Below are 25681 nucleotides of genomic sequence, written 5' to 3'. Positions count from 1 at the left end.
AACTGTGCTGCCGTGAACCCTTGTTGGCTACCGCGGCGTTGGGCTGCGCGGTTCCCTAGAAGTGTCGCAGCAAAGCGAGTTGAGCAAGCCGAAGCGCGACACCGCTTGACATCTGGTGCGCACCAGATGCAACCTACTGGTGCGCACCAGTTGGGAACGCAACGCCCGAGCCTAGGTGGCCGGGCCCAACATCCGCACAGGAGCGGCGACCCACCGCCAAGCAAGTACGCCGCTCCCGCCCCTCTGAAGGGAAGTTCAATCATGCGTCAGATTCCCGTCGACACGAACGGCGCGACCTTGATGGTCGCTCAGCCCCCGCAGACCAAGATGCGTGACAAGCGCAACGGCGTGATCGCTACCGACATCGACACCGGTCACACCCTCGTGACGGTCGACGTGCTGTTCGTGATGAATGGCAACGCGGAGGTCGTCACGGTGACGGTGACCGAGCCGGACATCTCCGGTGACCTGGCCATGGGCACACCGATCGCGATCACTGGCCTGGTGGCGCGGCCGTGGGAGAACGAGTTCAACGGCCAGAAGCGGCACGGCATCAGCTTCCGTGCGGTCGCGATCACCTCGCTCGCCGCTGCCGCGTCGAAGCCGAAGGCGGCCTGAGCATGACGACGTGGATAGGGGTCGCGCTCGCGGTCCTGGCCGGTGTGGCGCTGCTGCTGAAGTGGCGCCGCCCGGTCTGGTACTGGCTGAGCTTCGGCGTCACCCTCGCGATCCTGCGGGTGCTGTTCCGCTACGCGGCCGTCATGGAAGCCTGCCGCCTGACCGTGCCCGCCTCGCGGATGCGCCGGGCGCTGGCCCGGTGGATGAAGAAGCCGGTCCCGCAGCAGCGGGTGCCGCGTCTGCTGTGGATCCGCCCGACCCGGACCGGCCTCCGGCTGCGGATCCGGCTGTGGCCCGGACAGGACGCGTTCGAGTTCGCCGCCGCCTCCGACCGGCTGCGCCACTCCTTCGCCGTCCATCAGGTCACCTCCCGCGAGATCAAACCCGGCGTCATCGAGATCGCCCTGACCGGCTACGACGTCCTCAAGCGGGTACAGATGCCCGCCGACACCGACCGGAGCCTGTTGAAGATCCCGCTCGCCCTGGTCGAAGACGGCTCGGTGCACTACCGCAACTACCGCGAGGTCCCGCACGCGATCACGGTCGGCGTGACGCAGTCCGGGAAGTCGGTCACCCAACGCACCGTGATCAAAGAGCTCGCCTCTCAGCCGGTCGCACTGGTCGGGATCGACTGCAAGAAGGGCGTCGAACTCGGGCCCTTCGCCCGCCGCTTCTCCGCGATCGCCGACAACCCCGACGACGCCATGGAACTCCTGGAAGCCCTCGTGGCCCGCATGGAGATCACCTACGACACGATCCGCCGCACACAGAGGATCAGCGCGGACACCCCGGATGCGGAGATCGCCGCGAACATCTGGGACCTCCCCTCGGAGCTGCAGCCGGTGCCAATCGTGGTCACCATCGACGAAATCGCCGAACTCGCGCTGAGCACGAAGAAGAACGACCCGCGCCGCGACCGCATCGTCAAGGCCCTGGTCCGCCTCGCCCAGCTCGGCCGCGCAGCCGGGATCTTCCTGGACATCTACGGCCAGCGCTTCGGCTCCGAACTCGGCGACGGCATCACCATGCTCCGCGCCCAGCTCACGGGCCGGATGGTGCACCGCGTCAACGACGAATCGACCGCGAAGATGGCGTTCGGGGACATCTCCCCGCACGCGGTGTTCGCCGCCACACAGATCCCCAACGACCGGCGCGGTATGGCCGTGGTCGGCTACTCGACCGGCGAATGGGTCCGCATCCGCACCCCGCACACGACCATGCGCCAAGCCGTGGCCGCCTGCAACAAGCACGCTCACCTGGCCCCGGTCCAGCCGGAGTTGGCCCGCTTCCGTCCACTGGATGACCTCGCGCCGGTTGAGGCGCCCGCGGTGATCGAAGCCGCCTGACTCCCCCTGTTCCACGGTCGGCGCGACCGCCTTCGCGCCGGGTCCCTACCCGTCCCATGCCTGAAGGAGGAACGCCTCCCATGTGTGAGAACTGCGAGGACTTCCACCGCACCGTGATCCTGCTGGGCGCCCTGGCCCTGTACGCCGACACCCTCGGCCCCAACGCCGACCACGTGTTCATCGAGACCGTCGGCCCCTCGCTCGCCGCGTCGCTGCCGGAGCCGCCGCCCGGCCTGTTCCCGCCCGGCTACGACCCCACCGACGGCCCGGAGTACCCCGGCGAGGGGTGGACCCCGTGACCGCCGCGAAGAAGCGGACCACCCGCCGCCGCATGAGCACCGCCCCGAAGCCGGAGCCGGTGAAGTGCCCGACCTGCAAGGGAACCGGCGAGGTCTCCCGCACGGTCCGCGTCGGCCGCAGGCAACGCCCGGTCGGCCAGCAGACCGGCCTGTGCCTGGCCTGCCTCGGCTCCGGCGAAGCCACCGACTGAACCCTCCCGGGCGGGACGGCCGGACTGGATCCCCGCCCCGCCCGGGCCCAACACCCTGAAGGAGGTGAAGACATGACCCGCTCGATCCGCCCCGATGCCGTCCTGATTCAGGCCGTGATCGCCGGAGCCCTGTCCTTCGCCCACCTGCACGACCTCGCCGCCGCGGCCGGGCAATCCGGCTGGAAAGCCTGGGCCTACCCGATCAGCGTTGACCTGCTGCTGGTGGCCGCCTGGCGTCGGCTCCGCTCGGACGGCCCGTCCCGCCTGGCCTGGTGCTGGTTCCTCGTCGCCCTCATCGCCTCGCTCGGCGCCAACGTCGCCACGGCCGGATTCCTCGACCTCGACCAGCCGCCCGCTCTGCTCCGGCTCGGCGTCGCCGGATGGCCCGCGCTCGCCTTCCTCGGCGGCACGCTCCTGGCCCACTCGCCGACCACGGCCGGGGACCGGGTGCCGGTTCCGCCGGCGCCCGCAGCCCCGGCCCCCGCACCTGCCCCCGAGCCGGTCTCCGACCCCGCCGCGCCGCCTGCTCCCCTCGCCGCGAACGAGGAAATCCCGGCCCTGCCCGCCGCCGCGGAGCCTGCTCTGACCGTGCCGGTCCCTGCCGCTCTAGTGGCACACGCCCGGAAGGTCGCCGACGACCACCACGCCCGGACCGGATCGCCGATCGACACCGACACCCTGCGTGCCCGCCTCGGCGTCCCCGCCCCCATGGCCGACGCCATCGCCGCCCAACTCACCTGAGGAGAAAGGAACTTCACCCATGGGCCTGTACCAGATCTGGAGCGAGATGCACCGCGTGGGCACCACCGCGATCGGCGGCGGACCCGACCGACGCACCGGCGAGATGAAGTACGTCGCCGCCTGCGAAGCCGAGGACTGCGGATGGTCGTCCGCCTACGAGTCCTACGAGGCCGCCATGGTCGCCGCCCGCGGCCACCGCTGCCCCGTCCGCTGACCCACCGAAGGGAGATCAGCTCATGTCCGTTCCGCTGTGGTTCTTCATCGCCTGCCTGGGCCTGGTCGGCGTCAAGCTCGTCCGCCCGCCCTGGTGGCTCGTGATCGTCCTGCTGATCGGCGGCTACCTCCTCGCCGACAGCTTCCTCGCCCCCGCCATCGACACCGCAACCAAGTAAGGAGACCCCGCCATGATCCGACCCAAGATCCCCGTCAACCCGACCCCCACCGGGCTCAGCACCCCGCCCGCCGTCATCCAGCCGACCAGCATCACCCCCGGCGCTCCGACCCCGCCCGCGCCGATGGCCCCGGCTCCGGCACCCTCCCGGCCCACGGTCCAGCTCACCCCCGGCACGGTCGTCGCCGTCGCCGGAATGGGGACCGCGGTCGTCCTCGTCGTCGGCACCGTCCTGGTCTCCATGCTGCTCGCCGTCGCCATCACGGGCGCCTCGCTCGCCATCTGCGCCCTGGTCATCCGCTCGATCCTCAGCACCGACACCCGACGCTGACCGGCCCCCGGAGCGGCCTCTGTCGCCAAACTTCGTCCGCTCCGGGCGCCGTCCCACTCCGAACCAAAGATCCGGAAGGAACCTCCATCATGACCGGCCACACCCCGGCCCCGCACACCGCGGCGCGCATCTGCCCGAACTGCCACGGCTTCGCCACCGTGGCCGTATCCTCCGGCCTCGGCCGTGACCACCGTGGTCACCTGTGCACGATCACCGTCGACTGCCCGGCCTGCCACGGCCACGGCACCACCCCGCTCCCCGCCGCCGCCCAGCTCGCCGGGGGCCGCGCATGAGCGACACCGCGACCTTCGCGGGCCTGGACCCGGCCACCCTCGCCGACACACTCAGGGTGGCCGGGTCACCGGGCTTCGACCGCTGGCAAGACCAGATCCGCCGTACGGGCGGCTGCTCCGACCCGATCCACCTGACCGGTTGGGTCCTGCACAAGGACAAGACGACCGGCGAACTCCTGCACCGCTACACCACCGCAAACGAGCCGGGCGGACGGCTCCGCATCGCGTGCGGCAACCGGCGTGCCTCCAGCTGCCCCGCGTGCGCCTGGACGTACGCCGGAGACACCTACCACCTGATCCGCGCCGGACTCGTCGGCGACGACCGCCGCGACATCCCCGGCTCGGTCCGCAATCACCCCCGCGTCTTCGCCACCCTCACCGCGCCCTCATTCGGCCCAGTCCACAACCGGCCCAAGGCAGGTGTCTGTGCCTGTGGCACCCGCCACAGTGCCGACGATGCCGCGCTCGGTACGGCCCTGGACCCGGCGACCTACGACTACGCGGGCGCGGTCCTCTTCAACAATCACGCGAGCGAGCTGTGGATGCGCTTCGCCAACCGGCTGCGCCGCGAGATCGCACGCCGGGCCGGGCTCACGCAACGCGAACTCGCGGAGGTCTGCCGGGTCTCCTACGGCAAGGTCGCCGAGTTCCAGAAGCGCGGTGCCGTCCACTTCCACGCGGTGATCCGCCTCGACGGACCCGAAGGACCCGACTCCCCACCGCCCGCGTGGGCCTCGGTCGGCCTGCTCACCGACTCGGTCCGAGCTGCCGTCCGGCACTCCTACACGACGGTGAGCGTGCCCGCCTCCGGCGACCAGCCTGCCCGCACTTTCCAGTGGGGTCGACAGCTCGACGTGCGCCCCGTCAAAGCCTTTGGGGATGGCTCCGAGCTGACCGAACAGGCCGTCGCCTCCTACGTCGCCAAGTACGCCACCAAAGCCGCCGAAACGACGGGCACGGTGGACCGGCGCGTCGGCAACAAGGAAGTCCTGGAACTCCTGGGCGTTCCCGACCACCCCCGGCGGCTGATAGAAGCCTGCCTGGACTTGCACGCCTTCTATCCGGACCGCAAGCTGCGCGACTGGGCCCACATGCTCGGCTTCCGCGGCCACTTCAGCTCCAAGTCCCGCCGCTACTCCACCACCCTCGGCGCTCTGCGCCAGACCCGCGCCGACTACCGCGCCGCCCAAGAACGCCAAGCCCGCGGCCTCGACGACACCGCCCCCGACACTGTGCTCGTGCTCGCCGACTGGCAATACGTCGGACACGGCCACACCCCCGGCGAATCCGCACTCGCGGCATCGATCGCCCGCGACCTCCAACTCAACCGCGAAACCGCCCGCGAAGCCCTACAAGACCACCGCGCCCTGGAAGGAGCGGCCGCATGACAACCACCGTGATCGAGAGGAAGTGGTACACCACAGCAGAGGTCGCCGCGATGCTCGGCTACGGCCTCTCCAAGACCAAGATGCTGGTCCTGACCGGGGAGATCCGCTCGATCAAGGACGGCCGCAACCGCCGCATCCTCCCCCGTTACGTTGACGAGTACGTCGAGCGCCGGGCCCAGGAAGCCGAAGCGGCGTGGTCAGCGTGAGCGGCAAGCGGGGCAACGGTGAAGGCTCGATCTACCCGTACAAGAACGGCTTCGCGGCCTACGCCTGGGTGACCACCCCTGAGGGCAACCGCAAGCGGAAGTACGTCTACGGCAAGACCCGCGACGAGGTCCACAACAAGTGGATCGAACTGCACGCTGAGGCGAAGAAGGGACCGGTGGTCACCTCTACACCGACCCTCGCGCAGTACCTCGCGCGGTGGCTGAGGGAGGTCGTAGAGCCTGATCTGAAGCCCAAGACAGCCGAGACGTACGCCATGCATGTCCGGCTCTACATCGTGCCGGCGTTGGGCTCGAAGCGGCTCGACAAGCTCACCGTGCGCGATGTACGGAGCTGGGTGAACACCCTCTTGGAACAGTGCCAGTGCTGTGCCCAGGGCCTGGACGCGAAGCGGGATACTCCGCGTTGCTGCGCCGCTGGCGACTGTTGCGAGCGCATCCCCTCCCGCCGAACCGTCCAGGACGCTCGCGCGGTCCTGCGGTCGGCCCTGACCAACGCCATGACGGAAGAGCTGATCTCGAAGAACGTGGCGGCTCTCGTCAAGGTCCGGTCGGCGCGGAAGAAGAAGCGGCACCCGTGGTCCGTGGAAGAAGCGCGGCAGTTCCTCGAAGCGGCCAGTGCGGCCCATGACCCGCTGTACGCGGCGTACGTCCTCATCCTGGTTCTTGGCTTCCGGCGCGGCGAGGTGCTGGGCCTCACCTGGGAGAACGTGAATCTGGATGCCGGGGAGATCACTGTGCAGATGCAGCTTCAGCGGATCAACCGGCGCCTGGTCCATGACGAGACCAAGACCGAGGCGTCTACGGCCACGCTGCCGCTGCCTCAGATCTGCATCGCTGCTCTACAACTCCGCCTGGAGGAGAGGGAGTTGGCGAAGCGGGCGGCCGGTGAGCTGTGGACGGACTCCGACTTCGTGTTCACGACCCGCTACGGCACCCCGTATGAGCCGCGCAACTTCAACCGGCTCTTCGTCGCTCGGTCGGCCAAGGCGGGCGTCCGACGCATCCGTCTGCACGACACCCGGCACACGTGCGGCTCGCTGCTCGCCGCTCTCGACGTGCATCCTCGCGTCGCGATGCAGATCCTCCGGCACAGCAAGATCGCGGTGACGATGGAGGTGTACACGCACGTCCCGTCCGAGTCGACGCGTCGCGCGCTGCGGAAGCTCGGCAAGCACCTTGGGAAGCAAGATCGGAAGTAGTTGCTGTACTTCGCTGCTGTACGGCATGCCAAAGCCCCTACTGATGATCACCAGTAGGGGCTTTGAGCTGCGTGGACCTGAGGGGATTTGAACCCCTGGCCCCCTCGATGCGAACGAGGTGCGCTACCGGACTGCGCCACAGGCCCTTGCAACGAGTGAAACTTTAGCATCCCCATCGGGGTGCTTGGAAATCCGTTCCCTGACTGGTCAGAGGCGGGCTTCCGCGGGTGTGGCGGCCGTCACTCGTTGGCCGCGCGCGGCCGGTCGCCGTCCTCGTACTGGTCGAAGAGCGGGGTGCGTCCGCGCTCGCGGGCGCGTCGGGCGGAGGCGGCCCGCCGGGCGTCGCTGCGCCCGTCCGCGGTCGGCCGGTCCTCGTCGGCGCCCTCCGGCTCGTCCGCCTCCGGCGCGGGTTCGGCAGCCTTCGCCTCCTGCTCCGGCACGACCGCGCTGGACCGCGCCGAACTCCAGGCGTCGGGCGCGCCCAGGTCGACGTCGGAGGTGGCCCGGGGTGCGACCGGTGCGGTCACGTACGTCGGCAGCGGCACGGGCACCGGGTCCCAGCTGTCGCCGTGCCCGGGCCGGCGCCGGCGCTCGCGCTGCTGGTCGACCCACTCGGCGTGGTCGGTCTGCTCGACGAGGGCGCGGCGGTCCGCGGCGAGCGCGGACAGCCCGGGGTCGGTCTCCGCCTCGGGGCTCTCGTCCGGCTCCGGGGAGCCGGTGCCGCCGTCCAGGGGTGCGCGCCGGCGCGGCTGGCGCTCGCGCAGCCGCTGCGCCGCGGCCTCGGCCCGGCGCCGGTCCATCTGGTAGGCGAAGCGGCGGCGTTCCTGGGCGCGCAGGTAGACGATGTACGCGCTGAGCAGTACGGCGGGGACGCCGGGCGCCCACAGGAAAGCCAGGCCGCCGACGGCGGCGACGATCGCGCCGAGCGTGAAGGCGAGGAAGAGCATCACCGTGGTACGCCGCCGGCGGGCGAGCACCTTGGAGCGCTGGGCGCGTGCCGCGGCCGCCTCGGTCGAGGGGGCGCGCCGCGGGACGGGTACCCGCTTGGGGTCGGACGCGGGCGCCGGGGCGGACTTGGGCGGAGGCGTGACGGTGTGGTCGCGCATCGGTTCCGGGCTTCCGGAAGCCTCCGGCTCGGTCTCCGCCCGTACCTGCCGACGGGTCGGAGGAATGGCGAAGGCCCGGACGTCCACCGAATCGGTGACGGCGTCCGGGGCGTCGTCCGGCTCCCCCTCTTGGGCGGAGCGCGCCCGCAGGTCCCTGGCGTATCGGCGCTCCATGCCCGCCCTTCCGGACAGCAGCCGGATGGCGGTGCTGAAGCGTTCCGTCGGACGGGCCTCATTAAGCTCGTCCTGCCTACGGAGCCACATCGGCACCAAGTAGGCGGCCCAGGCCCCGACAATGACTGCGTAGATGAGGCCGCTGCTGCTCACGCCTCACACGGTAGAGGGGTTTGCGCGAGGCCATCCGCCAATTGGGCCGGTGTGTCGCACGATCTGGCTGATATTTCCAGCTTTTTTTGCGGCCGATGCGATCAGCCGATCAATTTCGAACGCTTATTCGAGTTAGCGGGCTTGCTCAATTGGAGGCGTTCCGCGAGCGTGCGCGCCTCCAGCGCGCGAGCAGCCCTTCCGGCACCTCTTCCGCGGTGAGCGCGTACACGAGGTGGTCGCGCCAGGCTCCGTCGATGTGGAGATAACGCGGTCTGAGCCCCTCCTCGCGGAATCCGAGTTTCTCCACGACCCGCCGACTGGGCCCGTTCTCGGGGCGAATGCAGACCTCGATGCGGTGCAGTCCGACGGTGCGGAAACAGTGGTCCACGACGAGCGCCACGGCCGTGGGCATCACCCCGCGCCCGGCCACCGCCTCGTCCACCCAGTAGCCCACGTGCCCCGAGCACATCGAGCCCCAGGTGATCCCGGCGACCGTCAACTGCCCTACCAGGTGCCCCTGGTACTCGATGACGAACGGCAGCATCCGGCCCGCGTTCGCCTCCGACCTGAGGTGCCGCACCATCTGCCGGTAGGTCGGCCGGTGCGTGACCGGCCCGGTGGGCGTGGGCGGCGGAATGGTCGCCTCCCAGGGGCGCAGCCAGTCACGGTTGCGCCGGTTCACCTCGCGCCACGCCCGCTGGTCGCGCATCCTTATCGGCCTCAGGACGATGTCGCCGTCCCTCAGCACGGCGGGCCAGGACGGGCCGTTCAGCTCGCACCCCCACTGCCGGCGCCGGGTCTGGGGTGGTCACCGCCGCGGATCTGGTCGACGGCGTGCACCAGGAGGGGTTCCAGGACGGCCAGTCCGTCCTTCACCCCGCCCGTGGAGCCCGGCAGGTTGACGATCAGCGTGCCGCCCGCCACTCCCGCGAGGCCCCGCGAGAGCGCCGCGGTCGGCACCTTCTCCCGGCCGAACGCCCGGATGGCCTCCGCGATGCCCGGCACCTCGTGGTCGATCACCCGGCGGGTCGCCTCGGGTGTGCGGTCGGTGGGCGAGATGCCGGTCCCGCCGGTGGTCACGACCACCTCGTACCCGGCCTCGACGGCGGCACGCAGGGCCGCCTCCACCGGGTCCCCGTCCGGGACGACCTGCGGCCCGTCCACGGCGAACCCGAAGCGCGCCAGGCCGTCGGCGACCAGCGGGCCGCCCCTGTCCTCGTACACCCCGGCCGCGGCCCTGTTGGAGGCGGTGACCACGAGAGCCCGGTATGTCATGCCCGGCTCCAGTCGCCCGACTTGCCGCCCGTCTTCTCCTCCACCCGTACGTCCGTGATGACCGCTCCCTTGTCGACCGCCTTGACCATGTCGATCACGGTGAGCGCCGCGACCGAGACCGCGGTGAGGGCCTCCATCTCGACGCCCGTACGGTCCGTGGTCTTCACGGTGGCCCGGATCTCGACGGCGTCGTCCGCGACCGACAAGTCCAGTTTCACACCCGACACCGACAACGGGTGACACAGCGGGATCAGGTCCGGGGTGCGCTTGGCCCCCATGATTCCCGCGATGCGCGCGGTGGCGAGGGCGTCGCCCTTGGGCACCCCCTCGCCGCGCAGCAGCTCCACCACGCGGGGGGAGACGAGGACGCGACCGCTGGCGCGGGCGGTGCGGGCGGTCACGTCCTTGTCGGACACGTCGACCATGCGGGCCGCGCCCGCGTCGTCGATGTGCGTCAGTCGGTCCTGCGCAGGGGGTCCGGGGGTCTCCCCCCGGGAAGGTACGGTCATGCTGTGCGGCGCTCCCCGGTCCGGGCCTGTTGTGGCGACACGGTACCGCCAACCGGTGGCGCTCAGCCGAGCAGGACCACCTCGACCTCGGTGCCGGGCTCGACGGTCTCCATGTCCTCGGGGACGACGATCAGCGCGTCGGCCTGCGCCAGCGCCGCGATCAGGTGCGAGCCGGAGCCGCCCACGGGCGACACCTCGCCGTCGGCGTACGCCCCGCGCAGGAACTGCCGGCGCCCCTTGGGCGAGCTGAGCGCCGTGTCCGTCCTCAGGGTCGCCCTGGTCGTGGGCCGGTGGACGTCCTCCAGCCCCATGAGGGTGCGGATGGCGGGGCGGACGAACAGCTCGAAGGAGACGTACGACGACACCGGGTTGCCGGGCAGGGCCAGCAGGGGCGTGTGGTCGGGGCCGATGGAGCCGAAGCCCTGGGGCTTGCCCGGCTGCATGGCGAGCCTGCGGAAGTCCACGCCGCCGCCCGGCTCGTCCTCGTCGCCGACGTGCGCCAGCGCCTCCTTGACCACGTCGTACGCGCCGACGCTCACACCGCCCGTGGTGACCAGCATGTCGGCGCGGATGAGCTGGTCCTCGATGGTGGAGCGGAGGGTCTCGGCGTCGTCGACGACGGCGCCCACCCGGTAGGCGATGGCGCCCGCGTCCCGGGCCGCCGCGGTGAGGGCGAAGCTGTTGGAGTCGTAGATCTGGCCGCTGCCCAGCGGCCCGCCGGGCTGGGCGAGTTCGCTGCCGGTGGACAGGACGACCACGCGCGGGCGCGGGCGCACCCGGACCGTGCCGCGGCCGATCGCGGCGAGCAGCGCGATCTGCGGCGGGCCGAGGACGGTGCCGGCCTCCAGGGCGCGGTCCCCGGCCTGCACGTCGCTGCCCGTCGCGCGCACATGCGCGCGTGCCTCGGCCGGGCGGTACACGCGCACCTGCCCGGTGGCGCCCTCGGGGGCCAGGCTGCGGGCGCGCATCCCGCCGACCGGGCCCTCGCCGAGCCCGCCGTCGGTCCACTCCACGGGGATGACGGTCTCGGCGCCGGGCGGCAGCGGCGCGCCGGTCATGATGCGGGCGGCCTGCCCCGGTCCCACCGGGGTCAGCTCGGCCGCGCCCGCCGCGACGTCCCCCACGACGTCCAGCACGGCCGGGAACTCCTCGCCCGCGCCCGCCACGTCCGCGACCCGCACCGCGTACCCGTCCATGGAGCTGTTGTCGAACGGGGGCAGCGAGACCGGCACCATGACGTCCTCGACCAGGACGCAGCCCTGGGCGTCGAGCAGTTGCAGCTCGATGGGTTCGAGGGGGCGGACGGTGGCGAGGACGTCCTCCAGGTGCTCGTCCACCGACCACAGGCGGTCGGAGGCGGCGGGGCGGGTCGCGGCGCTGCTCAACTCTGCTGCATCTCCTCGGCTACGTAACTGCGAAGCCAGGTCCGGAAGTCCGGGCCCAGGTCTTCACGTTCGCACGCGAGTCTGACAATGGCACGCAGATAGTCGCCGCGGTCGCCGGTGTCGTAGCGGCGGCCCTTGAAGACCACGCCGTGCACCGGGCCGCCGACCTTCTCGTCCTCGGCGAGCTGCTGGAGCGCGTCGGTCAGCTGGATCTCGCCGCCGCGGCCGGGCTCGGTCTTGCGCAGTATGTCGAAGACGTGCGGGTCGAGGACGTACCGGCCGATGACCGCGTAGCTCGACGGGGCGTCCGCCGGGTCCGGCTTCTCCACCAGTCCGGCCACCTTCACGACGTCGCCGTCGTCGGTGGGCTCGACGGCCGCGCAGCCGTAGAGGTGGATCTGCTCGGGGGCGACCTCCATGAGCGCGATCACGCTGCCGCCGTGCTGCTCCTGAACCTCGATCATGCGCTTCAGGAGCGGGTCGCGCGGGTCGATCAGGTCGTCACCGAGCAGGACGGCGAAGGGCTCCTGTCCGACGTGCGGGGCGGCGCACAGGACGGCGTGGCCGAGGCCCCGGGGGTCGCCCTGGCGGACGTAGTGCATGGTGGCGAGGTCGCTGGACTCCTGGACCTTGGCGAGCCGGCCGGCGTCCCCCTTCTTCTGCAGCGCCGATTCGAGCTCGTAGTTGCGGTCGAAGTGGTCCTCCAGCGGGCGCTTGTTGCGCCCGGTGACCATGAGGACGTCGTCGAGCCCCGCCGACACGGCCTCCTCGACCACGTACTGGATCGCGGGCTTGTCCACGACCGGCAGCATCTCCTTGGGAGTGGCCTTCGTGGCCGGCAGGAACCGGGTACCGAGACCTGCTGCCGGGATGACAGCCTTGCTGATCCTGGGGTGCGACTGAGTCATGTCCGCAACCTTATCCGGTGCCTTTGTGGAAAAACTGTGGCTCCGGCTGTTTGTCTCTCATATGAGCACATTGAGAAAGGCGCGGGTACGACCTGTGGAACACGTGGGCCGTGAGGCCGAGCCTGGCAAGCGAATGTTGCGCCGGGAGTTCCTCGCGGTGAGGAACAGGTTGACGCCGGATGGCGTGCGGGAAGCGGGCACCGCGCTGGCCGGACGCGCCCTGGAGCTGCCCGAGCTGGTGCGCGCGGGCACGGTGGCGGCGTACGTCTCCGTGGGGAGCGAGCCCGGCACGCTCGCGCTGCTCGACGCGCTGCGCGCGCGGGGCGTGCGCGTCCTGCTCCCGGCGCTCATGCCGGACAACGACCTGGACTGGGGCGTGTACGCCGGGGCGGACTCCCTCGTCCGTGTTCAACATGGCGGCCGGATGGCCCTCTTGGAACCCTCCGGCGAGCGCCTCGGCCCGGACGCCGTGACGGCCGCCGACGCCGTCCTGCTGCCCGGGCTCGCGGTGGACGCGCGCGGGATGCGGCTGGGGCGCGGCGGAGGGTCCTACGACCGGGTGCTGGCACGTCTGGAGCGCGCGGGCGCGGACCCCGCGCTGGTGGTGCTGCTGTACGACTCGGAGGTCGTCGAGCGGGTCCCCGAGGAGCCGCACGACCGGCCGGTGCACGCGGTGGTGACGCCGTCGGGGGTGCGGCGCTTCCGGGGCGCCGCCTGAGGACCGGACGGGAACGGCCCTCCACGCGCGCGTGGAGGGCCGTTGTGGTGACGTGTCAGGGCGTCACGGTTTCAGCACGAGGGTGTCGCTGGTGCTGTCGTCGACCGCCTTGTCCGAGAAGGACCACGGCAGCAGCTCGCCCTTGGCCCACTTGCCGGTCTGGTCGGTGTAGTGGGCGCTGTAGGCGTGTCCGGAGGCGCCGCTGAGGTTGATCCACTTCGACTTGTCGAGGTCGCCGAGGTTGACCACCATCCGCATCGACGGCACCCAGACCACGCCGTAGCCGCCGGCCGCGTTCCAGCCGCTCGCGTTGACCGTGGCCTCGCCGCCGCTGAGCTTCCAGGGGCCGCGGTTGAGGACGTACTTGAGGAACGCGGGCCCGTCGGTGCCCAGGGTCTGGTTCTTCAGGAACAGGCGGTGCAGCCGGCCCCAGCTCCAGGTGTCGATGTCCTTGCCGAGCTTGGCGGTCAGCTCCCAGCGGGCGTCGATCATGGCCCGCCGGAACAGCTCGTCCCGGTTGTCCGCGCCCTTGCGGTTGCCCGACTTGGGCGTCTTCCACCAGTCGCTGTTCGGCTTGTCCATCAGGGTGCGGACCACCTCGAACCAGCGGTCGCCGCCGTCCGGCTGCGCCTGGTCGGCATCGCGTTCGCCGCACTCGCGCACCTTGGTGTCGTCGTCCACGGGACCGGTGCTGTCGATCTTGTCGACGTACAGGCACTGGCCCTTGACCCGCAGTTCCTTGGGCAGCTTGTTGCCGAAGGCGAGCTTGAGGATGTTGCGCCAGACCGCGTTGAAGTAGGCGGCCGCGGCGGAGTCGGCGTCCTGGGTGTAGTCCCAGCCCTCCAGGAGCTTCTGCGCCTGGCGGACGTCGTCGTCGTCCAGGTTGATCTTCAGCAGCTTGGGCACCAGCAGCTTGGCGATCTCACTGCTGTTGTCCAGCTGCATCTGGCGCATGTCGTCGGTCGAGACCTTGCCGCCGCCCTTGATCTTCGACTCGATCAGGTCGCTGATCCGCTGGCTGCGGGTGCCGTAGCCCCAGTCCGCGGTGAGCGTGTAGGGGTACTTGTCCTTGTCGACGACGGACTGGTTGGCGGTGACGATGTAGCCGCGCTCGGGGTCGTACTCGTAGGGCAGCTCGTCCTGCTTGATGTAACCGGTCCACTTGTACTTGGACTCCCAGCCCGGCACCGGGACGGAGCCGTCGTCGCCGTCCGCGCGCGTGGGGATCTTGCCGGGCAGCGTGTAGCCGATGTGCTTCTTGTCGGCGTAGACGAGGTTCTGCGAGGGCACGTCGAACAGCGCCGCCGCCGCGCGGAAGCCGTTCCAGTCGGCCGCCTTGTCCATGGCGAAGACGGCGTCCATGGAGGTGCCCGGCTGGAGGGCGGTCCACTTCAGGGCGATGGCGTAGCCGTCGCCGCGGTCGGGTGCCGAGGCGTCGACGCCGGCCTTCTTGCCGACCTTGACGAGTTCGTCGTCGCGGTCGGACAGCAGGGGCATGCCGTCGTTGGTCTGCCGGACGACGATCTTCTTGGCCTCGCCGCCGGCGACCTCGATGGTCTCCTCGCGGGTCTTGAAGGGCCGGACCTTGCCGTCGTACAGGTAGCCGTCGCCGCTGAGCTTCTCCAGGTAGAGGTCGGTGACGTCGACCCCGGAGTTGGTCATGCCCCACGCGATGTTCGCGTTGTGGCCGATTATGACGCCGGGCATGCCCGCGAAGGTGTAGCCGGTCACGTCGTACTGGCACTTGGCGGAGACGCTCCGGCAGTGCAGGCCCATCTGGTACCAGACGGAGGGCAGCGAGGCCGACAGGTGCGGGTCGTTGGCCAGCAGGGGCTTGCCGGTGATGGTGTACTTCCCGGCGACCACCCAGGAGTTGGAGCCGATGCCCTGCCCGTTCACACCGACGGCCGTCGGGAGGTCGTCCAGGACCTTGTAGAGGCCCTCCAGCTGGCTCGTGAGGCCTGAACCGTTCGCGGACGAGCCGGCGGTTCCGGTGCTTCCGGCCGTGCCCGCGGCGCCCTGCGTGCCGCTTGTACCGGTTGCGCCGGTCGTGCCGCTTGCGCCGTTCGCCCCGCTCGTGCCGTTCGTGTCGCCACTCTGCTCGAACGTCTTGGTGAGCTCGTTGTACTGGCCCTCCTGGACGATCGCCTTGTTGCGGCCGTACGGGTAGTCCGGGTACAGGTCGGCGATCTGCTGGGGGCCGAGGCGGCTGGTCATCAGGGCGCGGTCGATCTCGTCCTGCATGTTGCCGCGCAGGTCCCAGGCCATCGCCTTCAGCCAGGAGACCGAGTCGACCGGGGTCCACTTCTCCGGCTTGTAGTCGTTGGTGAAGCCCAGGGCCGCGTACTCCAGTGAGAGGTCCTCGCCGTCCTTGCCCTGGAGGTAGGCGTTGACCCCCTTGGCGTACGCCTGGAGGTACTTCTTCGTGGCGGGCGACAGCTTGGTGTCGTACTCCTGCCGGGCCACGCGGTCCCAGCCCAGGGTGCGCAGGAACTCGTCGTTCTTGACCTGGCCCTTGCCGAACATCTCCGACAGGCGCCCGGAGGTCATGTGGCGGCGCACGTCCATCTCGTAGAACCGGTCCTGCGCCTGGACGAAGCCCTGCGCCATGAACAGGTCCTCGTCGGACGAGGCGTAGATCTGCGGGATGCCGTAGCCGTCCCGCTTCACGTCCACGGGCCCGGACAGCCCGTCGAGCGTGATGGAACCCTTGGTCTGCGGGAAGGAGGCGCGGACGGTGCTGATGGACCAGTAGGCCCCGAAGGCGATGCCTCCAATGACGGCCAGCACCAGCACGAGCACGATCAGACGGGCTTTGCGCCCCTTCTTCCTGCCGGACTTGCCGGGCTTGTCACCCGTTGAGGCGGTGGTGTTGGGGGGCATCGCTGTCCTTGCTGTCCTAACGCGAGCGGCAGGCGGTACTGGAGTGCTGGAGCAACCATAGGCGCAGGGCCCGATGGCACTTGACGCGGAGTCGGGTCCAGGCACGGACGGACGTTCGATCTTGCCCTGTGAAGCGTCAAGAAATCGTCAAGAGTTAGGTAAGGTAACGAAGTAACCGGGAGAAGTTGACCGGAAAACATCGACCGAAATCTGCCGGGAACCCGCCCGACGGGAACCGCCCGCCGGAGACCCAGGGGAGGCACCGCCGCTGACTGTCCACCACCTCAACCAGCTCCTGCTCGTCTGCTCCCTCGTCCTGCTCGTCGCGGTCGCGGCGGTCCGGATCTCCTCGCGCAGCGGGCTCCCCAGCCTGCTCGTCTACCTGGGGATCGGCGTCCTCATGGGCCAGGACGGCATCGGCGGCATCCACTTCAACAACGCCGAGCTCACCCAGGTCATCGGATACGCGGCCCTGGTCGTGATCCTGGCCGAGGGCGGTCTGGGCACGAAGTGGAAGGAGATCAGACCGGTCCTGACGTCCGCCTCCACCCTGGCGCTGGCCGGGGTCGCGGTGAGCGTCGGGGTCACGGCGGCGGGCGCGCACTACCTGATCGGGCTGGAGTGGCGGCAGGCGCTGATCATCGGGGCGGTGGTGTCCTCGACGGACGCGGCGGCGGTGTTCTCGGTACTGCGCAAGATCCCCCTCCCCGCGCGCGTGACGGGCACGCTGGAGGCGGAGTCCGGATTCAACGACGCCCCGGTGGTCATCCTGGTCGTCGCCTTCTCCGCGGCCGGCCCGGTCGAGCACTGGTACGTGCTGCTGGGCGAGATAGCGCTGGAGCTGGCCATCGGCGCGGCCATCGGCATCGCGGTGGGCTGGCTCGGCGCCTGGGGCCTCAGGCACGTGGCGCTGCCCGCCTCCGGCCTCTACCCGATCGCCGTCATGGCCATCGCGGTCACCGCCTACGCGGCCGGCGCCCTGGCCCACGGCAGCGGCTTCCTGGCCGTCTACCTCGCCTCCATGACGCTGGGCAACGCCAGGCTGCCGCACTGGCCCGCCACCCGCGGCTTCGCCGAGGGGCTCGGCTGGATCGCCCAGATCGGCATGTTCGTCCTGCTCGGTCTGCTGGTCACCCCGCACGAGCTGGGCGACGACGTCTGGCCCGCCCTGGTCATCGGCCTGGTGCTGACCATGGTGGCGCGTCCGCTGAGCGTGGTGCTCAGCCTGGCGCCGTTCCGGGTGCCGTGGCAGGAGCAGGCCCTGATGTCCTGGGCCGGGCTGCGCGGCGCGGTGCCCATCATCCTGGCGACGATCCCCATGGTGAACGGCGTCGACGCCAGCCGCCGCATCTTCAACATCGTCTTCGTGCTGGTCGTCGTCTACACCCTGGTCCAGGGCCCGACGCTGCCCTGGCTGGCCAGGGCACTGCGGCTGGGCGAGGACACGGAGGCCGCCGACCTCGGCATCGAGTCGGCGCCCCTGGAGCGGCTGCGCGGTCACCTGCTGTCGGTGTCGGTCCCCGAGGGCTCGCGGATGCACGGCGTCGAGGTGAACGAGCTGCGGCTGCCGGCCGGGGCCGCCGTCACCCTCGTCGTCCGCGAAGGAAAATCGTTCGTTCCGCTGCCGAGCACGGTGCTCCGGCACGGGGACGAACTGCTCGTGGTCGCCACCGACCCGGTCCGGGACGCGGCGGAACGGCGGCTGCGCGCGGTCGCCAGGGGCGGCAAGCTGGCCGGATGGCTCGGGATGAACGGCACGAATCCCAGGTGAACGCGGCCATGGTGCTCTTCTTCACAGCCGTATCCGGCCTTGATCCCTGTATGATGAAGGTCATAGGTAACCCTGATCGAACCAACTCTGCCTGACGCAGAGCTGGCGCGACCGTATGGCGGCCGGGACACCCCGCGGTGGGCGCCGGTATCTACCGCAGTTCCGCGCAAGAGGACAGCTCTCGGCGCCCCCCGCACGGGCGCGCTACCAGGCGGCAGAAAGGCACGGGCCGTGGCATCCACGGTCACCTCCGAGCGCCCCGGGTACGGGCAGCTGCTGCGCACTCGCGGCGCCTGGACGTTTCTGCTCCCCGGCTTCGCGGCACGCCAGCCGTTCGCGATGCTCACCATCTCCATCGTGCTGCTCGTGGAGCACACCACCGGCTCGTACGGCGCGGCGGGTGCCGCCGCGGCGGCCACCGGTGTCTCCATGGCGCTGTTCGCGCCCTACAGCGGCCGCCTCGCCGACCGCTACGGACAGCGGGCGGTACTGGTCCCCGGCGTCCTCGTGCACGGACTGTCCGGCCTCGCCCTGACGGCGCTCGCGCTGACCCACGCCCCCCTGTGGGCGCTGTTCGCGGCGGCCGTGCCGACCGGTGCCTCGGTGCCGCAGGTCGGCCCGATGGTGCGCGCCCGCTGGGGCGTGAAGCTCCAGGACTCCCCCCTGATGACCACCGCGGCGGCCTTCGAGTCCGTCACCGACGAGCTGACCTTCGTCGTCGGCCCGCTGCTGGCGACCGCCCTGTGCACCGCCGTGGACCCGGCCGCGGGCCTGGTCACCGAAGCGGCGCTGACGCTGGTCGGCGGGCTGCTGTTCGCCGCGCAGCGCGGCACCCAGCCCCCCGCGGGCGCCGACGCCGGGCACGCGCGCGTGGAGCACGCCTCCGCGCTGCGCGTCCCCGGGGTGCGCGTGCTGATCGTGACCTTCCTGGGCATCGGGTCCGTCTTCGGCGGCATGCAGGTCGGTCTCGCCGCGTTCACCGAGTCGATCGGCGAGCCCGGCCTGAACGGCGTCCTGTACGGCACCTTCGCCGCCGGCAACATGCTCTCCGGCATCGCCTGCGGCGCGATCGCCTGGAAGGCCGCCCCGCAGCGGCGCCTGGTCCTCGGATACGCGGCGCTCGCACTGACCGCCTCCGCCCTGTGGACGGCCCACTCGGTGCTCGTCCTCGCCGGGCTCGGCCTGCTGGTCGGCATGTGCATCGCGCCCGCCCTGATCACCGGCTACACCCTGGTGGAGGACCTGGTCCCGGCCGGCGCCCGCACCGAGGCCTTCACCTGGCTGACCGGAGCGGTCGCGCTCGGCCAGGCGGCGGCCGTCACCGCCGCCGGACAGCTGGAGGACCGCCTCTGGGACGGCGCCGGGTTCCTGGTGCCGGCGGCCGGTACCGTACTGGCCCTGGCGACCCTGGTGGCGCTGCGGTCGCTGCTGGCCGCCCGGCCGGCGACCCGCACGGTCGCACGTGGCGTCGGTCACCGCGTGCCGGTGACGGTGGACTGATCCCCCGGAATACGTCACTATGGATCGTCGTTAGCACTCATCGAGTGAGAGTGCCAGGAGGAAGACAGTGCCGACCTACCAGTACCAGTGCACCGAGTGCGGCGAGGGCCTCGAGGCGGTGCAGAAGTTCACCGACGACGCTCTGACCGAGTGCCCCAACTGCGGTGGCCGCCTGAAGAAGGTGTTCTCCGCGGTCGGCATCGTCTTCAAGGGCTCCGGCTTCTACCGCAACGACAGCCGTGGCTCCTCGTCGAGCAGCAGCCCGGCGTCGAAGTCGTCGAGCTCCTCCTCGTCGAGCTCCGCGTCTTCCTCGTCGTCCGCGCCTTCCGCGTCGTCGTCTTCGTCGTCCGACGCGAAGTCGTCGTCCGGCTCCGCCAGCAGCTCGGCCGCCTGATCTTTCTCCTCCGGGACCCTGCCGTCACCCGACGGCGGGGTCTTCGGCGTTTGCGCGGGCGGCTACTGTGCTGGTCATGGCGAACGCAGAGATCGGTGTAATCGGCGGCTCCGGCTTCTACTCGTTCCTGGACGACGTGACCGAGATACAGGTGGACACCCCGTACGGGGCGCCCAGCGACTCCCTCTTCCTCGGCGAGATCGCGGGCCGGCGGGTAGCCTTCCTGCCCCGGCACGGCCGCGGGCACCATCTGCCGCCGCATCGCATCAACTACCGGGCCAACCTCTGGGCGCTGCGGTCCGTCGGCGTCCGCCAGATCCTCGGCCCCTGCGCGGTCGGCGGGCTGCGCCCCGAGTACGGGCCCGGCACGCTGCTGGTGCCGGACCAGCTGGTGGACCGTACGAAGTCCAGGGACCAGACGTACTTCGACGGGCTGCCGCTGCCCGACGGCACCGTCCCGAACGTCGTGCACGTCTCGCTGGCCGACCCCTACTGCCCCACCGGCCGGGCCGCCGCGCTGAAGGCGGCGCGCGGACGCGACTGGGAGCCCGTGGACGGCGGCACGCTGGTCGTGGTCCAGGGCCCGCGCTTCTCCACCCGTGCCGAGTCCCTGTGGCACCAGGCGCAGGGCTGGTCCGTGGTGGGCATGACCGGCCACCCCGAGGCCGCGCTCGCCCGTGAGCTCGAACTCTGCTACAGCACGCTGGCCCTGGTCACCGACCTCGACGCGGGCGCGGAGACCGGCGAGGGCGTCTCCCACGAGGAGGTGCTGCGGGTGTTCTCCGCCAACGTGGACCGGCTGCGCGGCGTGCTGTTCGACGCGGTCGCCGCGCTGCCGGACACCGAGTCCCGGGACTGCCTGTGCGGGAACGCGCTGGGCGGGATGGATCCGGGGTTCGTGCTGCCGTAGCGGTGCCGCAGCGCTCCGGAAGCGCGCCTTCGGGTGAGCGAGTTGTCCACAACCCGTCGGTCGTCCACCGGCTCCGGCGAGCTTCGGCGCGAGGCCTCATCGTGGGATCGCAAGCCGTTCCCGGTCCCCTCGCCGCAGGTGGTGTGTCCTCGTGTCCGTGTGCCCCTCTTCTCCGCCGTTCCCCTCTTCTCCGCCGTTCCCCTCCTCGCCTCCCGTTCTCTCCCCTCACCCCCTGGGCAGCGACGCCCCCGCCACCCGTGAGGTGCCGCACTTCGCTCCGGTGCGGGTGCGCGGCGGGCGGTACAGGCTCCAGCGGCTCGTGCGGCAGCGCAGGCGGGCGGTGGCGGCCGGTCTCGCCGTGACCGCGGCGGCGCTCGTGGCGGCCGGACCGCGCGCCGCGACGGAGCCGCAGCGCGGGGAACGGGCGCGCGGACATCCCGTGACGGGACCGGTACGGCGGCCCGGCGCGGTCGAGGTGGTGACGGCGCCGGTCCGGATCGCCGACGCGGCCACGGTACGGCTGCTGCGGCCCGGCGACCGGGTCGACGTCATCGCCGCCGAGGGCCCGGCGGCCGGCGGCGACGCCCGGGTGGTCGCGCGCGGGGCGCGGGTGACCAGGGTGCCGCGGCCCCTGGACGGGGCCGCCGAGAGCGGGGCGCTGGTCGTGCTCGCGGTGCCGCGTCCCACCGCGGCGCGCCTCGCCGGCGCGAGCGCGACGGCCCGGCTGGCGGTGACGCTGTGCTGAGCCGCACGATCACACCCCCGGGGTGGACAGGGTCACCTCGTCGTGTCGTAGGTTCTCGTCGTGCCGTGGGTTGCGGAGCGCTTCCCTCCACATTCTGTGCGTGCGACGAGAGGCCCCGAGGTGAGCGAGAAGAAGGAACCGAGCGTCTGGCAGGGCTTCAAGGCCTTCCTGATGCGCGGCAACGTCGTCGATCTGGCGGTCGCGGTGGTCATCGGCGCCGCCTTCACCAACATCGTCAACGCGGTGGTGAAGGGGATCATCAACCCGCTGGTCGGCGCGGTCGGCACGCAGAACCTGGACAACTACAGCTCCTGTCTGAGCTCGACCTGCAAGGGCACCCACGGCATCCAGCTGATGTGGGGCTCCGTCCTGGGCGCCACGCTCACCTTCGTGATCACCGGCGCGGTCGTGTACTTCCTGATGGTCCTGCCGATGTCGAAGTACCTGGCCCGGATAGAAGCCCGCCGGAAGGCGCGGGAGGGCACGAAGGAGGTCATGGAGGTGACCGAGCTGGAGGTGCTGAAGGAGATCCGCGACGAGCTGGTCGCCCAGCGCGCCGCGCGCCTCGACAAGCGGTAGCGGCGGGCCGCGCTCAGAGGTGGTGGGGCGGCTTCTCGTCGAGGAAGCGCTTGAGGTCGGCGGCGCCGTCACCCTCGGTCCGCTCGCCCCACCCGTGGTCGGTGTCGTCGGAGGACTGGTGGCCCAGCGGGTCGTCGAAGACCAGCGCGGGCTTCGGCTCGCGGGGCTCGGGGGTGGGGGCGCTGCTCATACCCACCAGGGTACGGCCCCGCCCGAACGCCCGGCGTCCGTCGCCCGCACCGTCTCCGGCGCCCGGGGGCCAGACTGGCCCGCATGACAGTTGACGCACTGACGGACGTCACGGGACTGCGGGTGGGGCACGCGACCCTCGTCGGCGACGGCCGGCTCACCGGCACCACGGTCGTCCTCGCCCCCGAGACCGGAGCGGTCGCCGCCGCGGACGTGCGAGGCGGTGGCCCCGGCACCAAGGAGACCGACGCGCTCGATCCCCGCAATGTGGTGCAAAAGGTCGACGCCGTGGTGCTGACCGGTGGCAGCGCCTACGGGCTCGACGCGGCGTCCGGGGTAATGGCCTGGCTGGAGGAGCACGGGCGCGGGGTACGGGTCGGGCCGGATACCGGGCAGGTCGTACCGGTGGTGCCCGCCGCCTGCGTCTTCGACCTGGGCCGGGGCGGGGACTTCCGGGCCCGGCCGGACGCGGCCACGGGACGGGCGGCGGTCGAGGCCGCCGCGGCGAGCGCGCCCGGGTCGCCGGTGCGGGAGGGGTGCGTGGGCGCCGGTACGGGCGCCGTGGTGGGCGCGCTGAAGGGCGGGGTCGGCACCGCGAGCACGGTGCTCGGCTCGGGGGTCACGGTGGCCGCGCTGGTGGTGGTCAACGCCGCGGGGTCGGCGCTGGATCCGGAAACGGGGGTGTTGTACGGGGAGTTGTTCCAGGGGCGGGTGGAGTACCCGCGGGCGCCGGTCCACGAGGCCGCCCGCCGGCGCATCGCCGAGTCGGCCGCGCGGTACTCCCCGCCGCCGCTCAACACCACGCTCGCGGTGGTCGCCACCGACGCGGACCTGTCGAAGGCGCAGGCGCAGAAGCTGGCCGGATGCGCCCACGACGGCATCGCGCGGGCCGTCCGGCCGGTCCATCTGCTCAACGACGGCGACACCGTGTTCGCCCTCGCCACCGGAGCCCGTCCGCTCGCCGCCGAGAACCCGCTCGCGCTCAACGACGTGCTCGCGGCCGGCGCGGACGTGGTGACCCGCGCGATCGTCCGCGCCGTACGCGCCGCCGAGCCGGTGGACGGACCGGGCGGGGCCTGGCCGTCGTACGAGGAGCTGTACGGGGGGAGTTGACACACCGGGGGGCTTCGATTGTCCCGGTTCTGTCACCGGATGGCGTTCACCGCGCACGGAGGGAACCTCCCCCTGCCCCGGTTCCCTCTCTCCCCACGCACTGGAGCGGATCACGCACATCACACGAACTGGAGCAGCCCGTGACAACGCCGGACATCGCAGCGCGGCGCGCACTGGGGGCCTGTGCCGCCCTGTTGGTCGGCGCCCTCACCCTCACCGCGTGCGGCGGCGACGCCAGCGCCAGCAACGACGACGCCAAGGGCGGCAAGACCTCCGCCAAGACGTCCACCGCGAAGATAGTCATCTCCGCCAAGGACGGCTCCACCAGCGCGTCCATCAACGCCACCGGCGTGAAGGTCAGCGACGGCAAGCTGACCGACGTGAAGATGACCGTGTCGGGGTCGGGGCAGGCCGTGGAGGGGGCGATATCCGCCGACGGCAGGACCTGGAAGCCCAAGGCGCAGCTGGAGCGCGGTACCAAGTACCGGATATCGGCGACCGCGAAGGACGCCGGCGGTCGCACGGCCGCCGCCAACTCCATCTTCACCACGGTCAGCACGTCGAACAGCTTCATCGGGACGTACACGCCGGACAACGGCACGACGGTGGGCGTCGGGATGCCGGTGTCCTTCACCTTCGACAAGGCCATCAGCGACAAGAAGGCCGTGCAGTCCCACATCACCGTCACCTCCAGCAGCGGGCAGCGGGTGGCCGGGCACTGGTTCGGGGCGCAGCGGCTCGACTTCCGGCCCGAGGAGTACTGGAAGGCCGGCTCCAAGGTCACGATGAAGATCGACCTGGACGGCGTGCAGGGCGCGAACGGCGTCTACGGCGTGCAGAAGAAGACGGTGACCTTCACCATCGGGCGCTCGCAGGTCTCGACCGTCGACGTGAACAAGCAGACCATGACCGTGGTGCGCGACGGCAAGACCCTGAAGTCGGTGCCGATCTCGGCGGGCAGCCCGCAGCACACCACGTACAACGGGCAGATGGTGATCTCCGAGAAGTTCACGCAGACGCGGATGAACGGCTCGACGGTCGGCTTCGGCGGCGAGTACGACATCCCGGACGTGCCGCACGCGATGCGCCTGACCTCGTCCGGCACCTTCATCCACGGGAACTACTGGTACAACCAGGGCAATCCCCCCTTCGGGCGCGAGGGCACCAGCCACGGCTGCGTGGGACTCGCGGACGTGCAGGGCGCCCAGGGCGCCACGACCGCCAAGTGGTTCTACGACAACTCGCTCATCGGGGACGTCGTGATCGTCAAGAACTCCCCCGACAAGACGGTCTCCCCGGACAACGGGCTCAACGGCTGGAACCTGTCATGGAACGACTGGACCGCCGGAAGCGCCGCCTGACCGGCGGTTTCTGACGAAACCTCGGGCCGCGCGGGAATCTTCCGCGCGGCCCGCGCGTTTTCCCGGCATACGTTTTCTCGGTTCCCGGACATGATGTCCGACCGAGGGGCTACGGTATGCACCCACAAGGTGACATGCAGCAACGCCGGGAGAAACCTTGAGCGTTCCGTACGAGACGGCAGCGTACGAACCAGCCGAGTCGCCCGAGTCTCCGGAGGAGCACCTCGCGCGACTCCTCGGCCGTGCCCTGAACTCCTTCGAGCTGCCCGACGAGGCCATACGGCGGCTGGACTGCGCCCTGGCCCACGACAGTTCGCTGCACTCCGCCCACCACAGCGCGGGACTGCACCGCGAGACGTACCGGCACACCTGGCTGCTCGCCGACGGCTCGGCGGTCACGCTCTGGGAGCTGGTGCACAACACCGCGCCCGGCAGCGAGCCGCAGCACGAGGTGTATGTGGACGAGGAGGAGCTGCGCGCCGCAACGGCCCGGCTGCCGCTGCCGGCGGACGCGCCGGACTTCGAGCTGCCGGTGCTGACGCAGTTGTCGCCGATCCCCGAGCCGCGGCATGTGTACCTCCCGGACGACTCGGCGGACCACGCGCGTCGGCTGCTGCGCCGCGCGGAGAACCCGGACCGGCCGGACGAGGCGACGGCGGCGCTGCTGGCGACGGCTTTCGCGCACCAGATCACCCAGGCCTTCGGCCGTCCGGGCCGGGCGGGCCGGGGCGGCCGGAGCTTCTCGCTCTACGAGCACGCCTTCCTGCTGGGGGACGGCGAGGAGCTCTCCCTCTGGGAGGTCGAGCACACGGCGACCCCCGACGGGCGCCATATGTGCGAGGTGTACGCGTCGGAGGACGCGGCCCGGGCCGCCATGGACCGCCGGGCGGCCCGGCAGGCCTGAGTCGGCCAGGGGGTGTCGTTCGGATCAGCCCGGATCAGGCCGCGGCGTCTGGTGCGGTGCATCGCAAGGCGGAGCGTCAC

The 25681-nt window shown here is 71.1% G+C and carries 30 protein-coding genes and 1 tRNA gene; 22 read left to right on the top strand and 9 right to left on the bottom strand.

Features of this window, described 5'->3' with window-relative positions:
• The first annotated feature begins 261 nt into the window (after nucleotides 1-261).
• The 12 genes from ACZ7L0_RS24670 (at nucleotide 262) to ACZ7L0_RS24615 (ending at nucleotide 7024) form a co-directional block, all read left to right on the top strand.
• The gene (locus tag ACZ7L0_RS24670; RefSeq protein ID WP_471244701.1) at nucleotides 262-618 is read left to right on the top strand and encodes an SCO3933 family regulatory protein; all 357 of its coding nucleotides are present in this window, start codon (nucleotides 262-264) and stop codon (nucleotides 616-618) included.
• 2 nt (nucleotides 619-620) lie between these two features.
• Nucleotides 621-1964, top strand: a complete 1344-nt coding sequence (locus ACZ7L0_RS24665) for an FtsK/SpoIIIE domain-containing protein (protein WP_471244700.1) — start codon at nucleotides 621-623, stop codon at nucleotides 1962-1964.
• 80 nt (nucleotides 1965-2044) lie between these two features.
• Nucleotides 2045-2263, top strand: a complete 219-nt coding sequence (locus ACZ7L0_RS24660; protein ID WP_471244699.1) for a hypothetical protein — start codon at nucleotides 2045-2047, stop codon at nucleotides 2261-2263.
• Nucleotides 2260-2454 (top strand): hypothetical protein, encoded by a 195-nt coding sequence (locus tag ACZ7L0_RS24655; protein WP_471244869.1) that lies wholly within the window; start codon nucleotides 2260-2262, stop codon nucleotides 2452-2454. Before ACZ7L0_RS24660 ends, ACZ7L0_RS24655 begins: the two co-directional genes overlap by 4 nt.
• A 72-nt stretch (nucleotides 2455-2526) precedes the next feature.
• Nucleotides 2527-3195, top strand: coding sequence for a DUF2637 domain-containing protein (locus tag ACZ7L0_RS24650; protein ID WP_471244698.1), 669 nt, complete (start codon nucleotides 2527-2529; stop codon nucleotides 3193-3195).
• 19 nt (nucleotides 3196-3214) lie between these two features.
• Nucleotides 3215-3409 (top strand): mobile element transfer protein, encoded by a 195-nt coding sequence (locus tag ACZ7L0_RS24645; RefSeq protein ID WP_471244697.1) that lies wholly within the window; start codon nucleotides 3215-3217, stop codon nucleotides 3407-3409.
• Nucleotides 3410-3431: 22 nt separating this feature from the next.
• Nucleotides 3432-3587, top strand: a complete 156-nt coding sequence (locus ACZ7L0_RS24640) for a hypothetical protein (protein ID WP_007382116.1) — start codon at nucleotides 3432-3434, stop codon at nucleotides 3585-3587.
• Between the two features lie 12 nt (nucleotides 3588-3599).
• Nucleotides 3600-3917, top strand: coding sequence for a SpdD-like protein (locus ACZ7L0_RS24635; RefSeq protein ID WP_471244696.1), 318 nt, complete (start codon nucleotides 3600-3602; stop codon nucleotides 3915-3917).
• 89 nt (nucleotides 3918-4006) lie between these two features.
• On the top strand, nucleotides 4007-4210 hold the full coding sequence (locus ACZ7L0_RS24630) for a hypothetical protein (protein ID WP_471244695.1): 204 nt from the start codon (nucleotides 4007-4009) through the stop codon (nucleotides 4208-4210).
• A complete protein-coding gene (repSA, locus tag ACZ7L0_RS24625; RefSeq protein ID WP_471244694.1) occupies nucleotides 4207-5598 on the top strand; it encodes a replication initiator protein RepSA in 1392 nt (463 codons plus the stop codon). Before ACZ7L0_RS24630 ends, repSA begins: the two co-directional genes overlap by 4 nt.
• The gene (locus tag ACZ7L0_RS24620; protein WP_392117380.1) at nucleotides 5595-5804 is read left to right on the top strand and encodes a helix-turn-helix domain-containing protein; all 210 of its coding nucleotides are present in this window, start codon (nucleotides 5595-5597) and stop codon (nucleotides 5802-5804) included. The genes repSA and ACZ7L0_RS24620 overlap by 4 nt, the downstream gene beginning before the upstream one ends.
• A complete protein-coding gene (locus ACZ7L0_RS24615; RefSeq protein ID WP_471244693.1) occupies nucleotides 5792-7024 on the top strand; it encodes a site-specific integrase in 1233 nt (410 codons plus the stop codon). Before ACZ7L0_RS24620 ends, ACZ7L0_RS24615 begins: the two co-directional genes overlap by 13 nt.
• Nucleotides 7025-7096: 72 nt before the next feature.
• On the opposite strand, the gene ACZ7L0_RS24610 is transcribed toward ACZ7L0_RS24615, so the two are convergent.
• The 7 genes from ACZ7L0_RS24610 to galU all read right to left on the bottom strand — a co-directional run bounded on the left by ACZ7L0_RS24610 (nucleotide 7097) and on the right by galU (nucleotide 12534).
• A tRNA-Ala gene (locus ACZ7L0_RS24610) sits at nucleotides 7097-7170 on the bottom strand.
• Nucleotides 7171-7263: 93 nt separating this feature from the next.
• A complete protein-coding gene (sepX, locus tag ACZ7L0_RS24605; protein ID WP_471244692.1) occupies nucleotides 7264-8457 on the bottom strand; it encodes a divisome protein SepX/GlpR in 1194 nt (397 codons plus the stop codon).
• 145 nt (nucleotides 8458-8602) lie between these two features.
• On the bottom strand, nucleotides 8603-9205 hold the full coding sequence (locus ACZ7L0_RS24600) for a GNAT family N-acetyltransferase (RefSeq protein WP_471244691.1): 603 nt from the start codon (nucleotides 9203-9205) through the stop codon (nucleotides 8603-8605).
• 20 nt (nucleotides 9206-9225) lie between these two features.
• Nucleotides 9226-9732, bottom strand: coding sequence for a MogA/MoaB family molybdenum cofactor biosynthesis protein (locus ACZ7L0_RS24595; RefSeq protein ID WP_471244690.1), 507 nt, complete (start codon nucleotides 9730-9732; stop codon nucleotides 9226-9228).
• Nucleotides 9729-10241: a cyclic pyranopterin monophosphate synthase MoaC gene (gene moaC, locus ACZ7L0_RS24590; protein ID WP_471244689.1), complete on the bottom strand. Its 513-nt coding sequence runs from the start codon at nucleotides 10239-10241 to the stop codon at nucleotides 9729-9731. The genes ACZ7L0_RS24595 and moaC overlap by 4 nt, the downstream gene beginning before the upstream one ends.
• Nucleotides 10242-10303: 62 nt before the next feature.
• Nucleotides 10304-11626, bottom strand: coding sequence for a molybdotransferase-like divisome protein Glp (gene glp / locus ACZ7L0_RS24585; protein ID WP_471244688.1), 1323 nt, complete (start codon nucleotides 11624-11626; stop codon nucleotides 10304-10306).
• A complete protein-coding gene (gene galU / locus ACZ7L0_RS24580) occupies nucleotides 11623-12534 on the bottom strand; it encodes a UTP--glucose-1-phosphate uridylyltransferase GalU (RefSeq protein WP_471244687.1) in 912 nt (303 codons plus the stop codon). Before galU ends, glp begins: the two co-directional genes overlap by 4 nt.
• 133 nt (nucleotides 12535-12667) lie before the next feature.
• On the opposite strand from galU, the gene ACZ7L0_RS24575 reads away from it, so the two are divergent.
• On the top strand, nucleotides 12668-13252 hold the full coding sequence (locus ACZ7L0_RS24575; RefSeq protein WP_471244686.1) for a 5-formyltetrahydrofolate cyclo-ligase: 585 nt from the start codon (nucleotides 12668-12670) through the stop codon (nucleotides 13250-13252).
• Nucleotides 13253-13315: 63 nt separating this feature from the next.
• On the opposite strand, the gene ACZ7L0_RS24570 is transcribed toward ACZ7L0_RS24575, so the two are convergent.
• Entirely contained in the window at nucleotides 13316-16135 is a 2820-nt protein-coding gene (locus ACZ7L0_RS24570; RefSeq protein WP_471244685.1) for a penicillin acylase family protein, read from the bottom strand.
• A gap of 208 nt (nucleotides 16136-16343) precedes the next feature.
• On the opposite strand from ACZ7L0_RS24570, the gene ACZ7L0_RS24565 reads away from it, so the two are divergent.
• From ACZ7L0_RS24565 to mscL, 6 genes are all read left to right on the top strand, one after another.
• A complete protein-coding gene (locus ACZ7L0_RS24565) occupies nucleotides 16344-17906 on the top strand; it encodes a potassium/proton antiporter (RefSeq protein ID WP_471244856.1) in 1563 nt (520 codons plus the stop codon).
• A gap of 231 nt (nucleotides 17907-18137) precedes the next feature.
• Nucleotides 18138-19406: an MFS transporter gene (locus ACZ7L0_RS24560; RefSeq protein WP_471244684.1), complete on the top strand. Its 1269-nt coding sequence runs from the start codon at nucleotides 18138-18140 to the stop codon at nucleotides 19404-19406.
• Nucleotides 19407-19473: 67 nt separating this feature from the next.
• Entirely contained in the window at nucleotides 19474-19800 is a 327-nt protein-coding gene (locus ACZ7L0_RS24555) for an FmdB family zinc ribbon protein (protein WP_471244683.1), read from the top strand.
• 76 nt (nucleotides 19801-19876) lie between these two features.
• Nucleotides 19877-20710, top strand: a complete 834-nt coding sequence (locus tag ACZ7L0_RS24550; RefSeq protein ID WP_471244682.1) for an S-methyl-5'-thioadenosine phosphorylase — start codon at nucleotides 19877-19879, stop codon at nucleotides 20708-20710.
• A 151-nt stretch (nucleotides 20711-20861) separates the two neighbouring features.
• Nucleotides 20862-21455 (top strand): hypothetical protein, encoded by a 594-nt coding sequence (locus ACZ7L0_RS24545; protein ID WP_471244681.1) that lies wholly within the window; start codon nucleotides 20862-20864, stop codon nucleotides 21453-21455.
• Nucleotides 21456-21575: 120 nt separating this feature from the next.
• Nucleotides 21576-22034, top strand: a complete 459-nt coding sequence (mscL, locus tag ACZ7L0_RS24540; protein WP_471244680.1) for a large conductance mechanosensitive channel protein MscL — start codon at nucleotides 21576-21578, stop codon at nucleotides 22032-22034.
• A 13-nt stretch (nucleotides 22035-22047) separates the two neighbouring features.
• On the opposite strand, the gene ACZ7L0_RS24535 is transcribed toward mscL, so the two are convergent.
• A complete protein-coding gene (locus ACZ7L0_RS24535) occupies nucleotides 22048-22224 on the bottom strand; it encodes a hypothetical protein (protein ID WP_471244679.1) in 177 nt (58 codons plus the stop codon).
• Between the two features lie 83 nt (nucleotides 22225-22307).
• On the opposite strand from ACZ7L0_RS24535, the gene ACZ7L0_RS24530 reads away from it, so the two are divergent.
• From ACZ7L0_RS24530 to ACZ7L0_RS24520, 3 genes are all read left to right on the top strand, one after another.
• Nucleotides 22308-23336: a P1 family peptidase gene (locus ACZ7L0_RS24530; RefSeq protein WP_471244678.1), complete on the top strand. Its 1029-nt coding sequence runs from the start codon at nucleotides 22308-22310 to the stop codon at nucleotides 23334-23336.
• A 140-nt stretch (nucleotides 23337-23476) separates the two neighbouring features.
• A complete protein-coding gene (locus ACZ7L0_RS24525) occupies nucleotides 23477-24697 on the top strand; it encodes a L,D-transpeptidase (RefSeq protein ID WP_471244677.1) in 1221 nt (406 codons plus the stop codon).
• 157 nt (nucleotides 24698-24854) lie between these two features.
• A complete protein-coding gene (locus tag ACZ7L0_RS24520; RefSeq protein WP_471244676.1) occupies nucleotides 24855-25601 on the top strand; it encodes a DUF6227 family protein in 747 nt (248 codons plus the stop codon).
• The last annotated feature ends 80 nt before the right edge of the window (nucleotides 25602-25681 follow it).

This window comes from Streptomyces sp. NPDC039424 (assembly GCF_055639495.1).
This window is presented reverse-complemented; position numbering and strand designations above follow the sequence as displayed.